The 21107-nt window shown below is 46.7% G+C and carries 23 protein-coding genes; 10 read left to right on the forward strand and 13 right to left on the reverse strand.

Going from position 1 to position 21107, the window contains the following annotated elements; all coding sequences use genetic code 11:
* Positions 1-49 precede the first annotated feature (49 nt).
* Together ACI49J_RS08570 and ACI49J_RS08575 are read left to right on the forward strand one after the other, a co-directional pair.
* A complete protein-coding gene (locus tag ACI49J_RS08570) occupies positions 50-2308 on the forward strand; it encodes a 4Fe-4S dicluster domain-containing protein (RefSeq protein ID WP_342811015.1) in 2259 nt (752 codons plus the stop codon).
* The gene (locus ACI49J_RS08575; RefSeq protein WP_240254881.1) at positions 2305-2868 is read left to right on the forward strand and encodes an NTP transferase domain-containing protein; all 564 of its coding nucleotides are present in this window, start codon (positions 2305-2307) and stop codon (positions 2866-2868) included. Before ACI49J_RS08570 ends, ACI49J_RS08575 begins: the two co-directional genes overlap by 4 nt.
* Here ACI49J_RS08575 and cutC read toward each other — a convergent pair.
* Genes cutC through ACI49J_RS08610 form a run of 7 tightly spaced genes read right to left on the reverse strand, consistent with a single transcriptional unit; the run spans position 2813 to position 6816 of the window.
* Positions 2813-3325 carry a glyceraldehyde dehydrogenase subunit gamma gene (cutC, locus tag ACI49J_RS08580; protein WP_012020572.1) on the reverse strand — a complete coding sequence of 171 codons (513 nt, stop codon included), beginning with the start codon at positions 3323-3325 and terminating at the stop codon, positions 2813-2815. The two genes, ACI49J_RS08575 and cutC, sit on opposite strands and share 56 nt — an antisense overlap.
* 5 nt (positions 3326-3330) lie before the next feature.
* Positions 3331-4167 (reverse strand): glyceraldehyde dehydrogenase subunit beta, encoded by an 837-nt coding sequence (gene cutB, locus ACI49J_RS08585; RefSeq protein WP_240254880.1) that lies wholly within the window; start codon positions 4165-4167, stop codon positions 3331-3333.
* 42 nt (positions 4168-4209) lie between these two features.
* Positions 4210-4344: a YHS domain-containing protein gene (locus ACI49J_RS08590; RefSeq protein ID WP_080512754.1), complete on the reverse strand. Its 135-nt coding sequence runs from the start codon at positions 4342-4344 to the stop codon at positions 4210-4212.
* A gap of 18 nt (positions 4345-4362) precedes the next feature.
* A complete protein-coding gene (gene cobA / locus ACI49J_RS08595) occupies positions 4363-5088 on the reverse strand; it encodes a uroporphyrinogen-III C-methyltransferase (protein WP_240254879.1) in 726 nt (241 codons plus the stop codon).
* A 60-nt stretch (positions 5089-5148) separates the two neighbouring features.
* Complete coding sequence (locus tag ACI49J_RS08600) at positions 5149-5739, reverse strand: hypothetical protein (protein WP_240254878.1); 591 nt, start codon at positions 5737-5739, stop codon at positions 5149-5151.
* A 6-nt stretch (positions 5740-5745) separates the two neighbouring features.
* The gene (locus ACI49J_RS08605) at positions 5746-5988 is read right to left on the reverse strand and encodes a hypothetical protein (protein WP_012020568.1); all 243 of its coding nucleotides are present in this window, start codon (positions 5986-5988) and stop codon (positions 5746-5748) included.
* Between the two features lie 9 nt (positions 5989-5997).
* Positions 5998-6816, reverse strand: coding sequence for a hypothetical protein (locus ACI49J_RS08610; RefSeq protein ID WP_240254877.1), 819 nt, complete (start codon positions 6814-6816; stop codon positions 5998-6000).
* 133 nt (positions 6817-6949) lie between these two features.
* Between ACI49J_RS08610 and ACI49J_RS08615 the strand changes: the two genes are divergently transcribed.
* Positions 6950-8071 carry an amidohydrolase gene (locus ACI49J_RS08615; RefSeq protein WP_240254876.1) on the forward strand — a complete coding sequence of 374 codons (1122 nt, stop codon included), beginning with the start codon at positions 6950-6952 and terminating at the stop codon, positions 8069-8071.
* Entirely contained in the window at positions 8034-8804 is a 771-nt protein-coding gene (gene taw21 / locus ACI49J_RS08620) for a tRNA 4-demethylwyosine(37)-methyltransferase Taw21 (protein ID WP_240254874.1), read from the forward strand. Before ACI49J_RS08615 ends, taw21 begins: the two co-directional genes overlap by 38 nt.
* Here the strand turns inward: taw21 and ACI49J_RS08625 are convergent, their stop codons facing one another.
* Positions 8805-9029 (reverse strand): hypothetical protein, encoded by a 225-nt coding sequence (locus ACI49J_RS08625; protein WP_240254872.1) that lies wholly within the window; start codon positions 9027-9029, stop codon positions 8805-8807.
* An 82-nt stretch (positions 9030-9111) separates the two neighbouring features.
* Here ACI49J_RS08625 and ACI49J_RS08630 point away from each other — a divergent pair, with 82 nt between their 5' ends.
* Together ACI49J_RS08630 and ACI49J_RS08635 are read left to right on the forward strand one after the other, a co-directional pair.
* Complete coding sequence (locus ACI49J_RS08630) at positions 9112-10398, forward strand: glutamine synthetase family protein (RefSeq protein ID WP_240254870.1); 1287 nt, start codon at positions 9112-9114, stop codon at positions 10396-10398.
* Positions 10398-11372, forward strand: a complete 975-nt coding sequence (locus ACI49J_RS08635; RefSeq protein WP_240254868.1) for an alcohol dehydrogenase catalytic domain-containing protein — start codon at positions 10398-10400, stop codon at positions 11370-11372. Before ACI49J_RS08630 ends, ACI49J_RS08635 begins: the two co-directional genes overlap by 1 nt.
* Here ACI49J_RS08635 and rtcA read toward each other — a convergent pair.
* Positions 11353-12357 (reverse strand): RNA 3'-terminal phosphate cyclase, encoded by a 1005-nt coding sequence (gene rtcA, locus ACI49J_RS08640; RefSeq protein ID WP_240254865.1) that lies wholly within the window; start codon positions 12355-12357, stop codon positions 11353-11355. The genes ACI49J_RS08635 and rtcA overlap by 20 nt on opposite strands.
* A 12-nt stretch (positions 12358-12369) precedes the next feature.
* On the opposite strand from rtcA, the gene ACI49J_RS08645 reads away from it, so the two are divergent.
* Entirely contained in the window at positions 12370-12807 is a 438-nt protein-coding gene (locus ACI49J_RS08645) for a hypothetical protein (RefSeq protein ID WP_240254863.1), read from the forward strand.
* Here the strand turns inward: ACI49J_RS08645 and ACI49J_RS08650 are convergent.
* Positions 12787-13836: a DNA polymerase IV gene (locus ACI49J_RS08650; protein ID WP_409366329.1), complete on the reverse strand. Its 1050-nt coding sequence runs from the start codon at positions 13834-13836 to the stop codon at positions 12787-12789. The genes ACI49J_RS08645 and ACI49J_RS08650 overlap by 21 nt on opposite strands.
* A complete protein-coding gene (locus ACI49J_RS08655) occupies positions 13833-14642 on the reverse strand; it encodes a PfkB family carbohydrate kinase (protein WP_012020559.1) in 810 nt (269 codons plus the stop codon). Before ACI49J_RS08655 ends, ACI49J_RS08650 begins: the two co-directional genes overlap by 4 nt.
* Before the next feature lie 226 nt (positions 14643-14868).
* Here ACI49J_RS08655 and ACI49J_RS08660 point away from each other — a divergent pair, with 226 nt between their 5' ends.
* A complete protein-coding gene (locus ACI49J_RS08660) occupies positions 14869-16227 on the forward strand; it encodes a RuvB-like helicase (RefSeq protein ID WP_240254859.1) in 1359 nt (452 codons plus the stop codon).
* On the opposite strand, the gene ACI49J_RS08665 is transcribed toward ACI49J_RS08660, so the two are convergent.
* Positions 16213-16683 (reverse strand): CoA pyrophosphatase, encoded by a 471-nt coding sequence (locus ACI49J_RS08665; protein ID WP_240254857.1) that lies wholly within the window; start codon positions 16681-16683, stop codon positions 16213-16215. The two genes, ACI49J_RS08660 and ACI49J_RS08665, sit on opposite strands and share 15 nt — an antisense overlap.
* Before the next feature lie 72 nt (positions 16684-16755).
* Positions 16756-17337: a hypothetical protein gene (locus tag ACI49J_RS08670; protein ID WP_240254855.1), complete on the reverse strand. Its 582-nt coding sequence runs from the start codon at positions 17335-17337 to the stop codon at positions 16756-16758.
* A gap of 312 nt (positions 17338-17649) precedes the next feature.
* Here ACI49J_RS08670 and ACI49J_RS08675 point away from each other — a divergent pair, with 312 nt between their 5' ends.
* Positions 17650-18411, forward strand: coding sequence for a mechanosensitive ion channel family protein (locus ACI49J_RS08675; RefSeq protein WP_240254853.1), 762 nt, complete (start codon positions 17650-17652; stop codon positions 18409-18411).
* An 88-nt stretch (positions 18412-18499) separates the two neighbouring features.
* Positions 18500-21091: an S-layer protein gene (locus ACI49J_RS08680; protein WP_342780681.1), complete on the forward strand. Its 2592-nt coding sequence runs from the start codon at positions 18500-18502 to the stop codon at positions 21089-21091.
* Positions 21092-21107 lie beyond the last annotated feature (16 nt).

A 21107-nucleotide genomic window follows, 5' to 3' on the forward strand; every position in this document is an offset into this window, starting at 1 on the left:
GGAAGTTAAGGTAAATATATTTAAATGTTCTTACTCTTAATCCAATCGAATGATACTAGACGCTTCCATCTTCAGTAGGGCCATAGCCATTATGGGTATAGAATCCATAAAGAAGCAGATGGTGACCGAAGAGAAGGAAGTAATTATAGGGAGAGGAACCTCGATGTCAGGTTCCATACTCCAATATCTAAACCCCAAGGTTACCATCGCCCCCTCTAGGTTTGAAGATGGAAGCGTCTACAGGGTCGTGGAGAACAAAGGAACCTTTTCAAAACTAGACGTTCCATCTGGTATTACCTTCAAGGAGCTTCTAGATAGACTTTCTAGGGATAATCTCTATCCAGCCCTCTTTCCCATGTACTTGACAGGAACAGTTGGTGGTTTCGTCGCCACCAACGGCTCTGGATTTGGTAGTTATAAATTTGGTTTCGTAAATTATAAGAAAATTGTCCATGAGTTTAAGGATAAATTCACGGTCTCCCTTCTAACTGTAAATTATGGGGAACTAGTGGAGACGTCAGAGGAATCAAAGTTTTCGTGGACTGGGATTTTTAGGGACGGAAAGGAAGTTTACTACGTTCCTTCCATCTATTCCGGGCTCCTTGAGAAGAAGAACGGATCGATTGACACATCTAGTCTAATAAAGGAAATCTCTTCGTCCATGGAAAAACTACTCGGTAATAACAAAATCCCTATTTGCGTGAGGTCAGACAAGCTCGTGGAGATGCCCCAAGTGGAGTGGGGGCCAGGTTACATCATCAATTATAATTCGCCATCTAGGCAAGTAGTGAGATGTGGCTCCATATCTAAGGACGACATGGACGAGTTATTTTCCTTCCTAAAGAAGAATCCTACAGTTCTCCCGTTCCCCAACCTTCAGAGTTACTCAGAGATACAAAAGATAATACTAAATAAATTCGATAAAGATGTAAAAATTCCCAAATATGCAAACCCCATAAAGGCCGAATATCTAGAGGCTCTGAAATGCGTGAATTGTGGCCAATGCCTAGACTCCTGTTTGGCCTATAGAACCACGCAAGATTACTCAAGATCGCCTCCGGGAAAATTTAGCAGGCTATTCACGGGTGAGACTAATTTTGAGGCCTGTTTCGGTTGTATGGAGTGTCAGGAAGCTTGTCCAGTGGGCGTAAATATATCTAGTGTTACCGAAGTTCTACCTAAACTCAAGGAGAAAAAGACTGTTACTCCCGTAGATACTCCTCAAGTCTCATTTAAAATAAGGGAAATGGAGAGGATAGTGGAGGGTAAATATAAAAACAAGCCCCCAGTTATGCTCTTTGCGGGATGCGCTGCGAAATACGATATGCAAGGAATTGAGGGTTTTCTTCAATTCTTACTTGATTACGGCGAAGAACTTAACACGTATTCTCCTAGGGTTAAGATAATGGATGGTTCCTGTTGTGGTTTTGATAAACTGATTGCTGGCGACGTGGAGGGAGCTAAAGCGGACGTCATGAAGATCAAGGAGTTAAAGGAGAAGCAGGGACTAAAGGGGGTTTATTTCCTATGTCCAGAGGCCCTATACGTTTACAATAAACTTAGCGGCGAGCAGGGAGTTCTAGCGTATGACTTACTCAAGGACAAAGTTAATGGTACTATTCACGCAGGTTGCTGGGCTCGAAAATTGGGGTATTCTGGGGAAGATAAGGAGTGTGCCGGATCCTATTTTACTACATATCATGATAAGCTCGTGCAAATAAAGAACAAGAAAGTTCTCACCATTTGCCCGTTCTCGACCTGGAAATTCAACACGGTGTCCGTGTATGGATCTTTCGCTAAGCCTGATTCGACAAGGAAATCTGCGGAGGAGACCAACATGGAAGTTAATGAGGACGAGATTATCGACGTATTCAGAGACGCGCTAAAAAATGCAATCCTAATGTCTGCTGATGACGTAGCAGATAGGGCGAATTCATGGAGCCTGGGAGGTAAGTCCTATTTCGTTCTTCTATCTGTTCCTGTCATAAGAAAAAAGTTCACGAATATATTGATTCAGAGACTTGGGCGTAATACTGAGCTGAAAAACTATTTCAGTAAACTAGTGAACAATCAGATCTCGTTGGATGAGAAGTCTAGCAGGTGGAGTGAAATAGTTAATGGAATGAACTTCGATGAGCTGGCTGACGAACTAATAAAGAGAGTAGCTAACTCAGGGAAGCTTGAATATGAGTCTAGAAACTTGATTAATAAGCCTGAGTTTAGGTCAGCCATACTTGATGATGTTCTAAAGAAGATCGTAACACCAGCAGTTGTCCAAGATATAATAAAGAACATAGCATATATGTGAACGTGATAGGTGTACTTGTTCTTGCGGGAGGAGAAGGGTCTAGATTCAAGGGAAATAAGCTATTGGCTAAAATAGGAGATACCCCTGTACTAGGTTGGGTGTTAAACGCGCTACCTTCTGAGAGGGTAATAGTAGCCGGAAGATATGCTCCCGAGATCATCAACCACTTCCCCGAAGAGGTGATACTATACAACCCTCGCTGGAAAGAGGGAATCTCTACTTCCCTAAAGCTAGGAATTAGGTTCTTCAAGGACGCTGATGGTGTACTAGTCGCGTTGGGAGATATGCCCCTCATCACTAGGGATACTGTTAACAAGATCTTGAGCTCCTTTTATCCTTCATGTAACGCAGTAATCCCTGTTCACAAGGGGGAATGGGGCAATCCAGTCCTCCTCTCGAGGAAGTTGTTTGATCAAGTGGAAAATCTCACCGGAGACATGGGGGCTAAACTCATTCTCAAAAAAAGTTCTGACCTATGTTTCGTAGAGTGCGGGCAAGAAGTGCTTATTGACGTTGATACAGAGGCTGATCTAATCGAAGTTTCTCGGCGGCTGTCTTAATCGCCTCAACAATGTTCTGATATCCTGTACACCTGCAAAGGTTCCCTGAGATGCCTTCCCTAATTTCCTCCTCCGTGGGATTAGGATTCTCCTTGAGGAGCCAGACGCTTTGCATTATCATACCAGGGGTGCAATACCCACACTGTAAGGCATGTTTATCCCAGAAGGCCTCTTGGACTGGGTGAAGCTTTCCATCCTTAGCTAAACCCTCAATTGTGGTTATCTCCGAGTTATTGGCCTCAACTGCGAGAAGGGTGCATGATTTAACGCTCTTTCCATTGAGTAGAACTGTGCATGCTCCGCAGTTTGATGTATCGCAACCTATATGAACTCCGGTGAATCCTAGGTCCCTAAGAACGTGAACAAGTAGTCTACGGGGTTCTACCTCAGTCTCAATTTCCTTACCGTTAACTTTCAGGTTTATTTTAACCTTTTGATCTTTCTCGTAGACCTTCATTCCTCTCACCTCGTCAACGCATCCTGTAAAGCTCTCTTGGTCATAACCTTTGTCATCTTTTTCTTATACTCAGCACTTCCTCTTATATCTGAGGTGGGGTTAGCGTAGCTCATGGCCTTCTCCGCAGCCTCCTCTATGAGCTTCTCGTCTGGCGATCTATCCAGGAGTACCTTCTCCGCTTCGGACGCCCTAACAGCCTTGTTGTTCACCGCCGTGAGACCAATCCTTACGTCCTTCACAACTCCAGTTTCCTTCTTCAGTAGGACAGCCACTCCTACAATGGCGTAATCTCCGGCCCTCCTCTCCAGTTTCTTGTAGGAGAAGGAATAACCCTTGAAGTCAGGTATTATGACCTCCTTTACAAGCTCACCTGGATTTAGGTCTGGTGAAAACATATCCTTTGCGAAATCCTTGAAAGGTTCCTCCCTTTCTCCCCTGGTACCTTTAATCCTCACTACGGCGTCCATTGCAATAAGGGAGGCAGGATAATCAGCTGCAGGATCTAGGTGAGATATTACTCCCCCAATTGTGCCCATGTTTCTGACCTGGGGATCGGCTACGGTGGCACCGGCCTCACTCAACAGGGGTAAATTTGCCTTTACAATCTCATAATGCGTGGTGAGCGCACCTATTCTTATCTTACCCTCTTCTTTCTTGATAAAGTGAAGGTCATTTAAACCCTTTAGCTCCACGAGATATGACGGTCTAAGTATCCTTAGTTTCAACATGGGAATTAGACTATGACCTCCCGCAAGAGCCTTGGCATCTTCATGTTTCTCTAGAAACTCGTTTGCCTCGTCCACTGAATCGGGTATTACATAACCGAACTTTGGCGGGTACATATAACCCAATGATCTACAACGTATAAATGTTTTTCATGTACCCTATTTTACGTACTTTTCTGGTCTCTTTTTAAACTCGGCCATGCACATTGGGCTACAGAAATAGTACGTTTTACCCTTGTACATATATGTATAAGTAGACGTTGAAACTTCTTCCCCACAAACGGGATCCTTCAAATCTTTCAGCCCAATGTATCATGGTAATTTCCACAATTTATTTCTTAACTTGACCACTTCACCCACAACAATTATCGCTGGAGAGGAGATTCCATTCTCCCTGACGCATAAATCAAGTTTTTCTAGTGTACACTCCACAACCCTCTGGGAAGGAGTAGTTCCCCTCTCTATGACCGCAACAGGCTCTCCTGGATCTCTTACCTTTAGAATGGCTCTCTTTACGTCTTCCACCCGTGATACCCCCATCATGATAACGAGTGTTCCCTTCTTGGGGATGTAATCAGGGTCAATGCTTGAACCGTCAGCCTTGGATCCAGTAACCACGCAGAAACCAGAGGAAAACCACCGTGATGTGACAGGGATCCCTGCGTAAGCTGGGACTGCGACAGCGCTCGTTACTCCAGGGACGACCTCACAATCTACACCTCTTTCCAGGAGGAAAGAACATTCCTCCTCCCCGCGACCGAAAACGTAGGGATCTCCGCCCTTCAGCCTAACCACAAATTTTCCCTCGAGTGCCTTCTGAAGCAGTATTTCATTAATGAGGGATTGATTAAGGGACTCGCCTAGGTTCTTACCAGCATATATGAGCTCGGCGTCCTTTCTCGCGAACTTAAGAAGCTCCTCGGATACCAGTCTGTCGTATACTACAACGTCGCAGGATCCCAGAAGTTGAAGGCCTTTGACTGTGATGAGGCCAGGATCTCCAGGTCCAGCACCAACTAGCGCGACTCTTCCCTTCATCTCTCACTAGTATTCTGGCAGTAGTATAAAACGTGACGTTGTGTTCAGGTTGAATAGTAATTAGATCGCGTTAATCCTCCTCACAATATAAACCCCAAACATAATACCTTCCAATAGCTTAACGCCATACACCAAAACCAAGACGTTGTTAAGAAGTACAGTCTGAGATATGTCAAAAAGGTTCGAGTAAACGTAGAGAAGGAGGACGAAAAATAGGTCAGCACCAAATCCAAGAGAGTATAGAATGAATTTTTCCATAAATTTCAGTGAAGGTAGGACGTAGCCAACTATGAATCCTCCTATAAACTGAAAGATAAAGGACATCACAAAGATCATCTGCTCATGAAGAGCTACCGAATAAATTTGAGGTGTAAACCACGGTACCATGAGCATTATGCCCACCAAGATTAGAAGCCAAGCCCTTCCCCTAATCAGAATAGAGGTTACAGGGACCCTCTCCCCATCTTGATCCTCCACATACTTCTCGTTAGGAGTTGAACTATGGAGAACGTACCATCCAAGTAATCCACCTGAAAGAATAGGTCCCTGATAGGAGATCAGTCTGAGAAGTGGATCGCCCAAAATGTATATCACGGCAGAGAAGAAAAGTAGGGCAGTGCCTACAACTTCACCAAGCTTAAGGAAATTCATTGACCATCACGGTAAGTGTATTATGTAAACAACTTTACCGTCTTCATTGTCCTTCTTTAGTATCTTAACCCCTTGGTCACTCATGGCCATGGCCCACATATCAACCTGATCAGCCTGAACTCCTGGGGTTGCAAACACTTTGATATCCCGATTACCCCCAGTTTCTAGCCAGAACTTCATCAAGGTGACAGCCGGCGAGTTAGCCCCACAGCCCCCAGATTGTTTTGTTAGATCTACCTCATCGGTCATTTTCCGCACCTAATATATCATGTTGGAGCTGGTCCTTAAGATATTTTTGTTCTCGAGGTAGTAGATTCTGTCCCATTTTCTGACCTTCATCTCCTGGATCAAGGACAGGATCACAGATTCAGTGTTGCACAAAAGCGTTGTGCACTCAGTTAAGGATACGTTCTTCATTTCACTTGCGAGCCTTTTCTCCCTATCATTTCCTGAACTGAGTAGTATTACCATCCTATTCTCAGTGGAGAATACAGGCGAGTGAAGGAATTGTTCAAACCTCTCTGCGTTACTAACTTCCCCGAAGATTTCAAACATTTTTAAGGACGCGAAGTAGGCGATTCCGTAATTTCCTGCCCTTCCCACGAAGAATGGTTCATGACCTAAGGAAAGCGGTGCGCCTTTTTCATCCCTTTCGTCAATACCAGCTAGGGCATACAAGGTCTTGAGGGTTGAGACAAAGGAAAGAGTTCCGGGGAGCTGTATCTTTGAGGTGTAAGGTATCTCCACCACTTCATTGGCCTGTTTGGCAATACGCGACTCCGTGTTGGCTGTGACCACGTAAATCTTGCTTCTTCCGCTAAATTTATCCAGCAACCATTGGTAAACGATTGGCCTGCCCGATACAGACACTATCACAAGAATGTGAGGAGGGTCCCACTCCAGTAGGTCATAGGGATCGACGCACCTGAACCTCCCCCTGGATATGCCTTCTAGTGCTAGGCATGAGGCGTAGGAATCTCCAGCTCCAGTTATTACTCCGTCCTCAAGGCTGATAGATACATTTGGCCTCACGTCACGAATCCTTTTGGCCTCCTCCTCAAGAGCCTCAATAAACAAGGCGTATTGAAATAGGGTTTCTGAGTTAAAAGTGGTTTGTCTTGCTGAGAAAGTGCCTAGCCTCCTCCTTGGTGTTCGTCTCTTTCCTTATGTTTATAAGTCAAGCGAGCTTTACTCAACTCAAGGAAGAGTCTTGAAAATCTCGATTAAGGCGGGAATTGCGTATGGCAAAACTGGCGTGTTGAGGGATGTCCACCTAGGAATAGATGGATCCAAGCTGGTAGCAATGACGAAGGAAGAGCCTGAAGACTTTGAAGATGCCGAACTAGTTTTAGGGGGAAGGGATAGAATTGTCTCGCCTGGGCTTATCTCAACTCATACCATCCTTTCGCTTTACCCCTTTAGGTATTCAATTGTCTCTGGCAAAAGGAACGCCAATGAGATAGTGTCCTCTATGACTCAAAGTGACGCTTACCATTTCGCTATTCTGGGTGCCTATCATCTTTTGAGGGTTGGTGTTACCAGCGCGGTAACGGCAGATCCCTATCCTGAAAGCGTGGCAAGAGCCATGATTAAGGTAGGGATTAGACCCATAATTGCCGTGAACGTGGGTTGTAGCTGGGGTCCATCTGACTGGAAGAGGGAGTTTAAGGTCCTTCGAGAGAAGTGGAGTGGCGGAGAAACTAGGGTTGTTCTCAAGGTATGTAGTGACGATGATTTGGACGAGGTAATTGCCTTATCCAACGAGTTCAAGGTTCCTGTTCTTGTGGATAGGTCGGTCAGCCTTTCGGGGAACACACCAAACAAAGTCATAGCCCTAGGAGGCGGATCTAGGGGGGACCTGTCTGTAATAAGGCAACGCGGTTTCGGCCTGTCATTTCTCCCGTCAGTGGAGGTATGTAAATTCACGTTAGGGTCCTATTCTCCTTCTATTGCCCTAGATCTTAGTTTGAGATATGATCCAAGGGCAGAACTAGGATTTGCTGTTTCCAGGCTACTTCTTACCCCGGATGAGGCCTTCAAGTCAGCAACACTTTGGGGTTACAATCAACTCCTCATGAATTATCCGCTAGAGATAGGGTCGACCTCAGACTTAGTGATTTACCAGGTGAATGAACCACCATTCTACCCTCTTGATTTGACATCGCCGTACGAGACCCTACTTTTCTCTACCGGAGTACCAGAGACTGTAATTGTGGGTGGCGAGCCAGTTCTTGACGGAACTGTTCCCCTTAACGTAGGTAGCAAGGACATAGAGGAGGTCCAGGAGATTATCAATGAGTTTGGAGAGAGGTCGCATCTGGAAAAGAATTGAGATAGTGGGAGATATAGCGGTAATTCCCATACCCTTTGATTTCGAAATGAACGAGCTTAGGGCCTACGCTGACGGGGTAATGAGAAAGACTAGGGTCAAGTCCGTGTGGGGTAGGAAGAGGGATGTGTCTGGGATATACAGACTTCCCACATACGTCCACCTTGCTGGAGAGAACAGGAGTGATACTATCTACAGGGAACATGGATGTTCCTATTACCTAGATTTGAGGAAGGTCTTCTTCTCGGAGAAGTTATCCTATGAGCACAAGAGGATAGCTGAAAAGGTCAGACCAGGCGAGAGGGTCGCTAACCTCTTCTCAGGATTTGGTCCAATCTCTATTCTAGCCTATAAGCTGAGGAAACCTGCAGTTGTTTACTCCATCGACATTAATCCATATGCCTACTACTTCATGATGGTTAATGTAGAGCTCAATAGCGCTTACGGGGTAATACCCATGTACGGCGACGCCTTTGTCAGGCTGAACCAACTTGAACCCCTGGACAGGATAATCTCCCCGCTACCCGAGAGGGACAGAGAGGCATATGAACTCTCCATGTCAAGGCTAAAACCTGGAGGCTATCTCCATCTCTTCGCCGAAGTGGAGGCAAACCGGGATGAGGACCCTGTGAGTAAGGCTATGGCCTCCTTTCCAGGGGCGGTGGAAGGTAGGGTGGTGAGGAGCGTTAACCCCGGAAAGTATCACGTGATCCTGGACATAAGGAAGAACACCTGATCATATTAGGCTCTTAATCCATGAACCTGCGAACAGGGTAGCGTTTCTGAAATCCGTGAAGATACCTCTGGACTTCAAATGCCCTCTGAACTTGACTTCAACTAGGTATACGGCGTCATCGGAAACCTGCCTAGAGAAGTTAATCTCGTAATTTCCTATTCTAATCACCCTTCTTTGGCAAGCAATGACCCCGAGATTCATTATTTCCAGTTCCTCGAGGTCCATGAGTTATATTGAACCAGAAGGTATTAACTATTGTCTCACCTAATGCTTTTATTTGAGCCGGATCAGTAAACTGCAGATTAAGTTGTCAAGGACAGATCTCATTGAGACCCTTAAGTCTGGCAGGGTCGATTACGTTAGAGTGGAGTTCATAGACATCCTAGGCCATGTTAGAGGAAGGTCTCTTCGAAGGGCAGAGTTTGAGAGAGTCATGGCCCAAGACCTTGGAGTTCCCTACGCCGAGTCACTAGTCATGCTAGATTTTCAAGACAGACCATTAAAGTCAAGATACGAGGACATGATAGCCGTTCCTGACCCGCAGTCCTTTGTGATAATTCCCTACCTTGAGAGGACAGCAAGAGTGCTCTCCTTTCTCTTCTCACCAGACGGTTCCCCATTACCCTTCTGTACAAGAAGCCTTCTACAGAGGGCAGTAAATAAACTAGAGGAGCACGGTCTCAGGTTGGAAACCTCATTTGAACCCACCTTCTACCTGCTTAAGAATAATCAGGGTAACTGGGAGACTGCCGACATGGGAAAGGCATTTTCTCCGGAGGGGTTAATGGATCAGCAAGATTTCCTGAAGGATGTAATCAAGCACCTTGAAATGGTGGGCGTGCAAGTTGAGATGATAAACAAGCATTATGGTCCCGGGCAGTACGAGATCACCTTCTCCTCTGCAGATGTGATGAGTGCATCGGATTACCTGATAACGGCGAGAGAAGTAATCAGGGACGTTGCTAAACTTCACGGGAAGATGGCAACATTCATGCCGAAGCCCTTCGCCAATACACCTGGAAGTAGCATGGACATCTACCTCAAGCTGGTTAAGTCAAACGGTTCCGATGCCATGCTGGACCCCAACGACCCCAAGGGAGTGGGGCTGAGTAGAACAGCTTACGCGTTCTTTGGTGGAATTCTGGAGCACCTGGGATCAATTTTGGCTATAGCCTCTCCCACGATAAATTCCTACAAGAGGTTCAAGGAGTTAGTAACTCCGAACCTAGGTGGTATGGGTTCAGAGAGGCACTTCCTCCTTAGGATACCCAGTAATATAAAGGAGCAAAAGGCAATAGAGTTTCGCCTTGCGGATCCCTTAACCAACTCTTACTTGCTGTTGTCAGCTATCATCATGGCTGGGATTGAGGGCATTGAGAAGAATTTAGACGCCGAGGTCAATAACGTCGTAAAGAGCATTCCCAGAGACTTGAGGGAGGCCTTGAGCAACCTAGAAAGCGACACCTCCCTTAAGTATTCCCTAGGTGAAGAGCTAATAAGGGCCTTCCTTGATCTCAAAACGAGGGAAATAGACGAGTATGAATCGTTTGTAACCCAATGGGAGAGGGACGCCTACCTGAAGGCAGGATGGTAATGCGGGCTGCGGTTCTTAAGGAGTTTGGAAGACCCCTGGTCCTGGAGGACGTTCCTCCTCCAAACGTTTCCATGAGGGTGGGGGCTACTGGCCTATGTCACGGGGATTTACACGTCCTCACGGGTCAGTGGAGTTGGGATGTCCAAACTAGGTTACCCCTAGTCCTTGGGCACGAGATATCAGTGGTGGATGAGACTGGAAATACATTTCTCGTTTACAACGCCAAGGGTTGCGGTACCTGCAGGGAATGCAGATCCGGTTTTCCACAGTTCTGTGAGAGGGTTGAGGTTTTAGGCATTCAAAGAAATGGCGGATTTGCGGAGAGAGTTGACGTCACTGGTTTTCCCCTTGTCCCTGTTAGGGGTTCACCCCTTGAGGTTGCCCCCCTGGCTGACGCCGGTGTGACGGCGATGAGCTCTGTGGAGGGAATAACTGAGGGAAGCAGGGTTGCGGTACTTGGGACGGGAGCAGTGGCTTTACTTTCAATTCAACTTCTCAAGAACCTCAATTCCGAGGTGTGGGTTGTGGGTAGGAACTCACTGAAGCTGAAGAAGGCTAGGGAATTGGGGGCCGACGAGATAGTTTTCACTAAGGGGGAATATTCAACGGATCTCTCCGGTTCGGTGGGGTTGAGGAAGTTCGACTTTATCCTGGACTACGTGGGAAGCGACTTCACGTTGAGGGATTTGCCTTGGCTGTTGAGGAGGATGGGAGAGCTGAGGATAGTTGGCGAGTTTGGCGGGGAGCTATCTATCCCAGATCAGCTCCTAGTTCTCAGGGGGCTCAGGGTGAGGGGAATACTCTACGGTACTATGAAGAATCTAGTGGATGTGGTAAAGTTGTTTGAGGATGGTAAGCTGAAGACCTTAACGGTACCTTACCCTCTAGACGAGGTAAACCAGGCCATAATGGACCTAATGGAGGGGAGAATCGTGGGAAGGGCCGTGATTTATCCTACTTCCTCTTCAACCTAAGCTTGAAGGGAGACCTGCCCTCAATTTTCACGTCAATTTCTAGGAACTTCCTGATCACCTCTATGTTAGTCTCAGTGTGTTGTGTCAACAAGGATCCCGTGTACTCCAGATTCGCGAAGGCCGAGAAGGTCACCAGCATATCTCCCATGTGGGAGTCCACGGCAGCCCCAGTCTTCAACTCCTTAAGTAGTTCTGTGCCTGCCTTTCTACCTACGTTCTCTGCGGTAATTCCTTTCTCGCCTAGGCTACTGGCACCCATGATTGAAAGACCGTGGGCTGACAGCACTATTCCTGTGCCTCTACTTCCTTCATTACTTACCTCCTCCTCTACTTTTACAGGCACATTAAACTCCCTTAGGACTTCCATTGCACCTTGAATTTGCCTCTTCGCTATGTGCGCGGGGAGGGAGGTAACGTGCGAGACCCCTGTAATTTCCCTCAATTCGCCAAAGCTATCTAGCACCAGGTCCCTGGGCTCTCCCCTGAAACCGTAAACCTCGACCTCTCCCCCTCCCTCGGGGTAGTGGCCCCTCCTCTTTACCTCAATTTTCCCAGTGATACCCATCTTTTCCAAGAGGGGGATGAAAACGAGTCGCATGTAATCCACCGGGGGAGAGAGTGGCACGTCGGTCCCACCCCTAATTCTAAGGGAGATCCTCCTGTTAATCATCAGTGGAATACCGGTCATGGCTATTAGGGATACACTCCCCGCAGTCCCCACGTCCACGGTGAAACTCCCCTCCACAACCTCACCAGGCTCAAACTCAAGCTCCGTGGATCCAAGGTAATCTCCCCTGACCCTGGCGTTGGTGAGCATCTTCATTACCCTCACGCTGGTCAGATGTTGAGGTTGAAGGCCTGGATTCTTCCTCTTCGCCCTTATCCCTCTTATCCTAAACCCCTTCCCCGTGAGGGATGACAGGGCTAACGAGGATCTCAGGATCTGTCCACCGCCCTCACCGAAAGACCCATCTATCTCGAGCACGAAAGTAGATTCATGAAGGTCAAAATAAAGCCTATAGCCAACCTCGCTGGTCACGAAAGGCTCGTGGTCATTCCCCTTGCAGTGAGTGGAAAGTATCTCCTTGGACTAAACTTCTATGAGGACGTGGAGGGTGGCAGACTCGCTAGGTTTGTCCTAGTAGAGGACAAATACGGCGAGGTGAATGGCATCAAGTTGGTGGAGGGAGATAAGGTCATGGTAAGGGCAGAAGGTGTAAGGGAGGACATGGATAAACTGTCCAAGACCATAAGGATAGAAAGGTCTAGGGTCACAGAAAATATTCCCCTAATACTTAACCCCAGGATCGACGCAAGGATAGAGGGAGAGGACAGGGGAGTGAGGGGTTATCTCAATTACGTGAACAGATTTGGGAAGCCTGATCCAAGGAAGCTTGAGGGTTTGATAACCCTTTCAGTGGAGGAAGTCCTCTAGGGTTGAGGACTTAGTTATCTTCCCCAGCCTTACCCCTACCCTTCTCAGTTTCCTTTTATCGGACTCGAGAATCTTGTTTAACAACTCCTGAGCCACAGAGAGTGCCCTATCCTGGGAAACCCCGAACTTGAAACTCTTCCCCTTGCTCATTATATCCAAGTCCTCCATGATCGCCACAACGTAAATCTCCATGGGAATACCATCCACCTTGGAGTAGGCCTCCTCTATGGACCTCTTCAACGACGGAAGTATCCTATTTAGGTCCCTGGTATTTTCAGGTAAGGTGACGTATCTCCCCCTATGGGTTATCTCCCTAGATTCAACTGGATCATGATACGTGTTATTTGCCAGGCTCAACAGGTAATTGGCTTTACTCTTCCCCACAAGATTGACGAGTTCCCCCGATTTATTGACGACATCACCTAGTCTATTGATTCCGGCCTTTCTCAGGATCTCTTCAGTTATTTTTCCTACTCCAGGTACCTTGGATATGTCAAGGTTATGGAGGAAATCCTTAACCTCCTCAGGGTAGATAATCCCCAACCCATCTGGTTTATTCATATCTGCAATTATCTTTGCAACAACCTTGTTGGGGCCTATTCCCACGGTTACCCTGAGCCTTTCCTTCTTCAGTACTTCAGCCTTTAACCTCCTCGCCAGCTCCTTCGCCTCGTCAAAGTCCTTCACCCGCCTGGTTATATCCAGGTAGGCCTCGTCAATGCTGGCTATCTCCAGTTTATCCCCGTACCCCGAAATTATGTTCATAACCCTTCGTGATACCTGCTGGTATACTTCCTTTCTCATGGGAAGGAATATAGCATCTTTCCCGATCTCCTTGGCCTTGATTATGGGCATTCCAGCCTTAATTCCCAATTTCCTCGCCTCGTAGTTGGACGTTGCCACTGCTCCGCTGTCCTTCGTCCTCCCTGAGTAGACGCAAACAACCACGGGCTTACCTTTCAACGAGGGATTGAGGATCTCCTCAACCTGAGCAAAGAAATAGTCAAAGTCAACAAATAATACAATCATCTACAAATTACTTTTACTTCACTCTTTTTTAGTCTTTCTTCAACTTGCTCAAGTGTTGGTGAGCCAGTTCCACCAAGCCTTTCTACCTTAAGGGCTGAAGCCGTGATTGCAAATCTTAACGCGTCTTCCACAGGCTCGTCCTGGGAGTACTTTACGTTAAATGCTGCGTCAAACACGTCGCCCGCTCCCGTTGTGTCAACAACGCTAACCCTAAGGCCATTGGCTTCGCATTCAACTCCGTCCCCCAATACTGTGGCTCCTTTACTTCCTCGCTTTATCACCACCAGTTTAGCGTTAACCCTAGATCCTAGTCTCTTGTACTCAGCCTCGTTAGTGTAAATTATATCAACCTTCTCCCCACCGTACTCTGCAGCGTAAGGCCCAGGGTCATAGCTGACCAGTTTAGAGCCCTCGTCATACACAACTGACGTTGGGGGAACAGATGCGAAATGAACAACGTCAAACATTCCCCTCATCTTGCTTACGTCCTCGGCCGTTGGTATTAGTGAGTGGCTTTTCTTTCGGATCATGGATATCCTCCCATCCTCTCTCAAAAAGATGATGGTCAGATTTGGTTCAACGTCCACCTCTTCCACGTAGTCCAGTCCAACTCCCTCCTCTGCCAATTGCGTCATCAATGATTTCACGATGGGGGATCTCCCTATCTTGGCCAGTATCTTAGAACCGTGACCCAACCTGTGTGCACTCAGGGCGTAGTTAGTTGCAGCTCCCCCAGGAAAGATACCCATGGTGTCAGTGTAGAATGGGTGATCCGGTTCAGGTATTCTATCCGCCTTCACTATCACGTCAACGTTAAGCCTTCCTACTGAAAGGTGAACTGGTGTAGTCAGTTAGCCACCACCTCTTCACATTTCTGCCCCAAAGGTTATCATCACAGGGAAAAAGGTTGTTGGCTAGGCTATAAGGTTTCCCTCGCCCTTCACCCACTTCCTAGAAATTCCCGCCAGACCATTTACGCAACTTCAGAAGTTAAATTCAAAAATATCAACGTAAAGATCTAGTAGATGTCCCATGGCCGAGATAAAGGAAGTTAGGAAAGTTGAGACTGGAAGAGCAAGTATACATAGTCATATTACAGGTCTAGGTGTGGACGAAAATGGAAAGGCTAAGTTCAAGGCAGATGGCCTAGTAGGACAGCTCGAGGCTAGGGAAGCCGCCTGGGTGGTTGTGCAGTTAATAAAGCAGGGTAAAATGGCAGGTAAGGGCATCCTCCTCGTGGGGCCACCGGGAACTGGTAAGACGGCTCTCGCCGTGGGCATCGCCAAGGAATTGGGTGAGGATACACCCTTCAACACCCTCAACGCTTCGGAAATTTACTCGGTAGACCTGAAGAAGACCGAGGTTCTCACTCAAGCGTTAAGGAAGTCCATAGGCGTGAGAGTGAGACAAAGAAGGATGGTTTACGAGGGAGTAGTAAAGGACGTTAAGATGAGGATTGCCAGGAGCAGGATAAATCCCTACGTTCAGATTCCTAGGGAGGTGGAATTGAAGCTTGCCACAAAGGACGAGGAGAGGACTCTCACTGCTGGGGAAACCATTGCTGAACAGATTAGCAAGATGGGAATAAGGAAAGGCGACGTAATATGGATAGATGCGGAGACAGGAAACGTAGTCAAGGTGGGAAAGGCTAAGGACGTTGAGGGAGCTAAGACCTTTGACATAGATACCGCAAGGACAGTAGAGATCCCCAGTGGACCGGTCAAGAAGGAGAAGGAGCTCACTAATACGTTTACCCTTTATGACCTAGATCTAACACTCGCAGCCCAGAGCATCTCCATTACAGCGTTGTTTTCCCTTTGGAGCGAGAGGGAGGTGAGCCAGGACATTAGGAAACAGGTAGATGCCTACGTGAAGGACATGATTAACAAGGGTACAGCCGAGCTCATACCTGGGGTGTTGTTCATAGACGACGCGCACATGCTGGATATAGAGACTTTCTCGTTCCTCACTAAGGCTCTGGAAGCGGAGTTGGCTCCCATCCTAGTTTTAGCCACGAATAGGGGAACAACTAAGATAAGGGGTACGGACGTTGAGGCACCTCACGGCATGCCCCTGGATCTGCTTGACAGGCTTCTCATTATAACAACTAGGCCGTACAGTAAGGAAGAGAGCAGGGAAATCATTTCCATACGTGCAGAGGAATTAGACATCGAGCTGGAACCTGCTGCGCTAGACGAGCTCACAAACATGGCTGCTGAGGAAAGCCTCAGATACTCTATCCAGCTACTGGAGCCCTCGCAGGTGATAGCGAGGAAGGCCGGGAGGGGTATAGTTAAGGCAGAAGACGTCAAGGAGGCATCTAGGTTATTCAGTGACTTGAAGAGAAGCGTTAAATATGTAAAGGAGTATGAGAACCTATTCCTTAAGTGATGACTGGTCGACGGCTTGGACTTGATGACTTGATCGTTGCCGGGCTGAAAGGAAGTCCTTTAGTATTCTGTAGGTCATTCCCCAAATGATATAGCTCTGGTAAACAAAGTGATCCTTTTCCTCCTTTAATTCGCTGGGATGAACCCAAAACCACTTGTCCACCTCCCCATCTATCTTTACCTGGGGAGAGGTCGCATGTCCAACGAACACGGCAACCCGCATTTCCCTGTTGTGCGGAGAGTACATTCCAAGATAGCTCAAGTTTGTGGGCGTAATTCCTACCTCCTCCTGCGCCTCCCTCACAGCGGTAGTCTCACAGCTTTCGTTTCCCTCCCTGTGCCCGCCTGGAAGCGCCATGTGTCCGCTCCAAGGATCTCCCTTCTGATCAGCCCTCTTAATTAAGAGGAATCTCCCATCATCCCTGAAAATCAAGACTACTGCCGCATCGCACTCCATAGGTAGAATATTGGTAACATTCGTTATAAAGCATTAAAGTAACAATAGGATCTAAATAAACAAGACAGATGTTTAGATGTAAAACCTTGGGACTATGGCCTTCCTGTGCCTCAGGATCTTTGTGGATATCTGCAAATGTTCCTCCATTACCTGCCTGGTGAAAAGGCTACATATACCAGTGTCCATTACCCGCGTCATTGCTTCTCTAAGCGTCTTAGAGGCCTCATCGACGTTAATACCCTTAACTATTTCCACCCCTTCCTGTAGTGAGTCCCTTGTTGCCCAAAGATCAAACCTTGTTACGGGGTTATAGAGTATCTGTTCCACATAGTAAAGTGGTTTCCAGGCGTCTAAGGTATGACCGTGGTCTATGATTAGACCTTTTCCATCCTTGGCCAACACATGTTCCCTCTTGAGATCCACATTCAGAAGAAACTCTTCGAAGGGTAAGGCCATCCCTAGCTCGAAAAGATTGGTAACGTTATTTCCCTCAAATTCCTCTAGACGATCCATGGAGAGGCCGTATCTACCATCGTCTAATTTAACTAGCTCGACCTCGTTAATTGGAAGGCCAAGGGACTTTCCCAGGGCTGACGAGAAGATCTCTGATGAAATTTCAAGGGCTACGTGAATGTCCTTTTCCCGTTTTGGCATTTTAATAAATTTCACTCGATGCCAACCAACCGAAAGTAGAAAAAATTACTTGTTCTGGTCATGTAGCAGATCCTTTCAACTCTTAAATTATCGAGTTATTCCGTAGAAATGTTTCGGTGTCACTATAACCATGTACTGATCGAGGCATGCCTAAAAGGTAGTAAAAAATAAATGAAATGCTAGCTTAGTGTATTACCCATGAGTTCTACTAGACCACTAATAAGAATCCTTGTTCTGCTAATAATAATTGGAGCCTTAGTTTACATTCTTCATGTTATTTTATCAGCGTTCATCGCTTCTAATTCCAAATTGGTGCCATACGTTAATGATGTGCAGCTCGGATTGGATGCTGCTCTCGTAGGAATAGGAGGCTACGTTGTCATTAGAATCATCAAATACGCTTTAGAGAACTACTTGGCCTCAAGAGCCGATAAGGTGACCATGAGGACCGTATCTCTTGTCGTAGATCTCGTGCTATACACTCTCTTGGTGTTGGCAATCCTCTCAGCCCTAGGGGTGAATCTAACTGGTGCAGCCATAGGCGGTGCGGTGGGCGGTGTGGCCATAGGTTTAGCTGCTCAAACTGTTGTCTCCAACATTCTATCTGGGGTTATGGTCACATCAAGCAGAACCTTGAGACCTGGAGACGCGGTTATACTACAGTCGTGGATTTGGTCTCCACCCATAGTTGGAGAGGCCGAAAGGGTCACCCTTCTCTTTACAGAGGTCAGGACTATCTCGGGAAATTTGGTTAAGGTTCCAAACTCGGCATTCCTTGGAAACACCGTGTTCACCAAGTTAAAGGAGGATGGGTCATTTTCCTATCCCTACGAACTCACGGTTAATGCTGACGTGCCAGGTAACCTTCTGTTGGAGAAAGCACGCAACCTCATCGAGGACGAGTTCAAGAGTATGAAGGCCCAGCCACCGGAGATATCATTCTATAACAAGAATGGTTCAACTAATGTTTTCCTAGTTATGATAAGGCTTGATGAGATGAAGAACCTTACCCGTTACCTTGACGTTGTAAACAAAGCCTTCGAAAGAGCTTACTGGGAACTCAAGGGTAAATAGACCAAAGTATTTCCTGTCTCTTCCTCTAATCGTCTGAAACATTTACCGCTACATGACTTTAAATACTAAAGATATATCTTTAGCAACCATGACATCAAGGTCTTTGTACATTACGTTAATAGCTGGACTATTGCTTCTTGGAACATTTTTCGCGACTGTTCCAGTGGATTACGGAATAGGAATTTCCTCTCCTCAGTTGCACTTTATAATGTACGCCAGACCCCTAGAGGAACCATTGGCTCCTGGAATGACAGATGTCCCAATCAACTTCACTTTGATTAATGCCAACAATTTTGCACTGTATGATGTTAATATCTCAGCATTTAGCGTATATCCCTTCACCCTTATAAATTATTACAATAATACACAAAATACATCAATACTTCAATGGAATCCAGGGCAGGTAATCAACGTAATTTACTACTACAATATTAATACCTCCGCCTCTAACGGAGTCTATAATATAAGCCTGAAGGTCGCAGGACCAATTTCGATATTTCACAAATTCCATGAGACTGTCAATGCCTCTGTCGCCATCCTAGGCTACACCAGGGCATCAGTTCAGGCAGTTTGGGGTTCTCCCTCCTCGCCTCAACTGGTCGCACCTGGTGACAACAACGTTCCCATAACACTCATCATAGACAACCAGGGCAACGTGGAGATGTCCAACGCCTCTCTTCTCCTAACCTCAACCTACCCCATCAAGTTCATGCAGAACTACCTCAACATAGGCTACTTACCGCCAGGACAACCCATTGAGGTCACAACCTATGCCTCGGTTTACCCCAACGCGACCACGGGAGTATACCAGGTCCCCGCCCAAATCCAGTATTTCTCACATTCCAGGATAACTACTACGATATCTATTCCAATTACTGGTTACGCTAATTTCTCCGCCACTACAATCTGGGGAAGTACATCTAATCCCCTGGTGGCCGGAGCTGGGAGTGCGAGGCTTCCGCTCACCATAATACTCAACAACCTGGGCGACGTCAATGTGGACAACGTTTCAATTACCTTCCCTCAGAACGAGTTCCCATTACATTTCCTGCAAACTAGCGGTTACCTTGGCATAATACCTGCAGGACTTTACTCAGAAACTACGCTGACTGTCTCGGTGTACTCTAACGCCTCTCCTGGCGTGTACTATGTTAAGGGAACTATAAACTACTTTGACGAGAAGCAAACCATTTACGTACCTGTCGCCATCCTAGGCTACACCAGGGCATCAGTTCAGGCAGTTTGGGGTTCTCCCTCCTCGCCTCAACTGGTCGCACCTGGTGACAACAACGTTCCCATAACACTCATCATAGACAACCAGGGCAACGTGGAGATGTCCAACGCCTCTCTTCTCCTAACCTCAACCTACCCCATCAAGTTCATGCAGAACTACCTCAACATAGGCTACTTACCGCCAGGACAACCCATTGAGGTCACAACCTATGCCTCGGTTTACCCCAACGCGACCACGGGAGTATACCAGGTCCCCGCCCAAATCCAGTATTTCTCAGGGAAAGAGGTGATCAGTACCTTCATCACTGTTCCCATAGTTGGTTACGAGACTTTCTCAGTATCCAGCGTCTGGGGATCCACCTCTTCACCCTTGACCGCTGCACCAGGTCAAACTAATCTTCCCTTAACCTTCATTGTGAGAAACCTAGGTGATGTAAATGCGCTCAACGTTTCGCTATACGTCAGTAGTTCGGAGTTCCCCATTCAATTCACCCAGAATTCTCTTATGATAGGGATAGTTCCAGCAGGTCAGATTAACGAAGGTACAATAACCGTGAACGTATATCCCAACGCGACGCCTGGGACGTATTACATACCAGTGATTATGCATTATAGTCAAGTTAATGTAACTGAGTACGTTCCGGTTACCGTTTACCCACCTAAGATAGCTCTCTCACTTTTCACCGTGCCACCTCAGGTATTTCCAGGATTTTATGATGTGAGGGTTGAAGGTGTAATCACCAATTACGGAACTGCCACGGCACAGAACTCGTATGTCCTACTACAGTCGCCCTTCCCAGTGGTTTCTCAAGACAATCTGACTATTGGGGCTATCCCTCCCGGTGTGCCCATAAATGTGTCCTTCCTCATTAACGTACCGGACTCTGTCAGCCCAGGGCAGTACCACCTTAATTTCACAGTATTCTACGATGGTGGGAGTTACACCAAATCTTACTCCTTGACAGTATATCCTAAGGCCAATCTAACAATAGTTAAAGTAATATATCCATCCTTACAGGCAGGTGATACTAAAGTCCCCATTACCTTGATTGTTAAGAATGTGGGTAACGCAACTGCCAAGAACGTTAAGGCAATACTTGGAACTTCTGACGTAATATATCCTCACGTGAGTTCATCCAATCCCTTACAGGGCTTGACCGCGTCTGAGTCGAGTTTAGGTGATATAGGTCCTGGACAAGAGATTAACGTTACTTACGTGGTCGACGTAAGCGGAGGAGCATCTGTTGGTTCATATCCATTGACGCTGACACTAGTTTGGAACCAGACAGGATCCCTTGTCCCATTCGTTCAAAATGATCACTTCTTCGTCACTGTAACGCCTCCGTTGACATCAGTGATCGTCCAGAACCCTGCATTTTACATTGCCATTGTTGTAGTGATTATAATCATTATAGTTGTTCTAATTTTGCTCAGAAGGAAGAAGTGACAACATTTTTTATCTT

The organism is Metallosphaera sp. D4-4 (assembly GCF_046245145.1).
Classification (GTDB): Archaea; Thermoproteota; Thermoprotei_A; order Sulfolobales; family Sulfolobaceae; genus Metallosphaera; species Metallosphaera sedula.

Coding starts and splice junctions, on each gene's coding strand:
- ACI49J_RS08665 (WP_240254857.1), bottom strand. CDS start 16,683: ATGGAGTGCGATGCGGCAGTAGTCTTGATTTTCAGGGATGATGGGAGA.
- cutB (WP_240254880.1), bottom strand. CDS start 4,167: ATGTACCCGCCAAAGTTCGGTTATGTAATACCCGATTCAGTGGACGAG.
- ACI49J_RS08645 (WP_240254863.1), top strand. CDS start 12,370: ATGAAGGTCAAAATAAAGCCTATAGCCAACCTCGCTGGTCACGAAAGG.
- ACI49J_RS08650 (WP_409366329.1), bottom strand. CDS start 13,836: ATGATTGTATTATTTGTTGACTTTGACTATTTCTTTGCTCAGGTTGAG.
- ACI49J_RS08570 (WP_342811015.1), top strand. CDS start 50: ATGATACTAGACGCTTCCATCTTCAGTAGGGCCATAGCCATTATGGGT.
- cutC (WP_012020572.1), bottom strand. CDS start 3,325: ATGAAGGTCTACGAGAAAGATCAAAAGGTTAAAATAAACCTGAAAGTT.
- cobA (WP_240254879.1), bottom strand. CDS start 5,088: ATGAAGGGAAGAGTCGCGCTAGTTGGTGCTGGACCTGGAGATCCTGGC.
- taw21 (WP_240254874.1), top strand. CDS start 8,034: ATGAGTTTGGAGAGAGGTCGCATCTGGAAAAGAATTGAGATAGTGGGA.
- ACI49J_RS08670 (WP_240254855.1), bottom strand. CDS start 17,337: ATGCCAAAACGGGAAAAGGACATTCACGTAGCCCTTGAAATTTCATCA.
- ACI49J_RS08660 (WP_240254859.1), top strand. CDS start 14,869: ATGGCCGAGATAAAGGAAGTTAGGAAAGTTGAGACTGGAAGAGCAAGT.
- ACI49J_RS08680 (WP_342780681.1), top strand. CDS start 18,500: ATGACATCAAGGTCTTTGTACATTACGTTAATAGCTGGACTATTGCTT.
- ACI49J_RS08625 (WP_240254872.1), bottom strand. CDS start 9,029: ATGGACCTCGAGGAACTGGAAATAATGAATCTCGGGGTCATTGCTTGC.
- ACI49J_RS08635 (WP_240254868.1), top strand. CDS start 10,398: ATGCGGGCTGCGGTTCTTAAGGAGTTTGGAAGACCCCTGGTCCTGGAG.
- ACI49J_RS08600 (WP_240254878.1), bottom strand. CDS start 5,739: ATGAATTTCCTTAAGCTTGGTGAAGTTGTAGGCACTGCCCTACTTTTC.
- ACI49J_RS08605 (WP_012020568.1), bottom strand. CDS start 5,988: ATGACCGATGAGGTAGATCTAACAAAACAATCTGGGGGCTGTGGGGCT.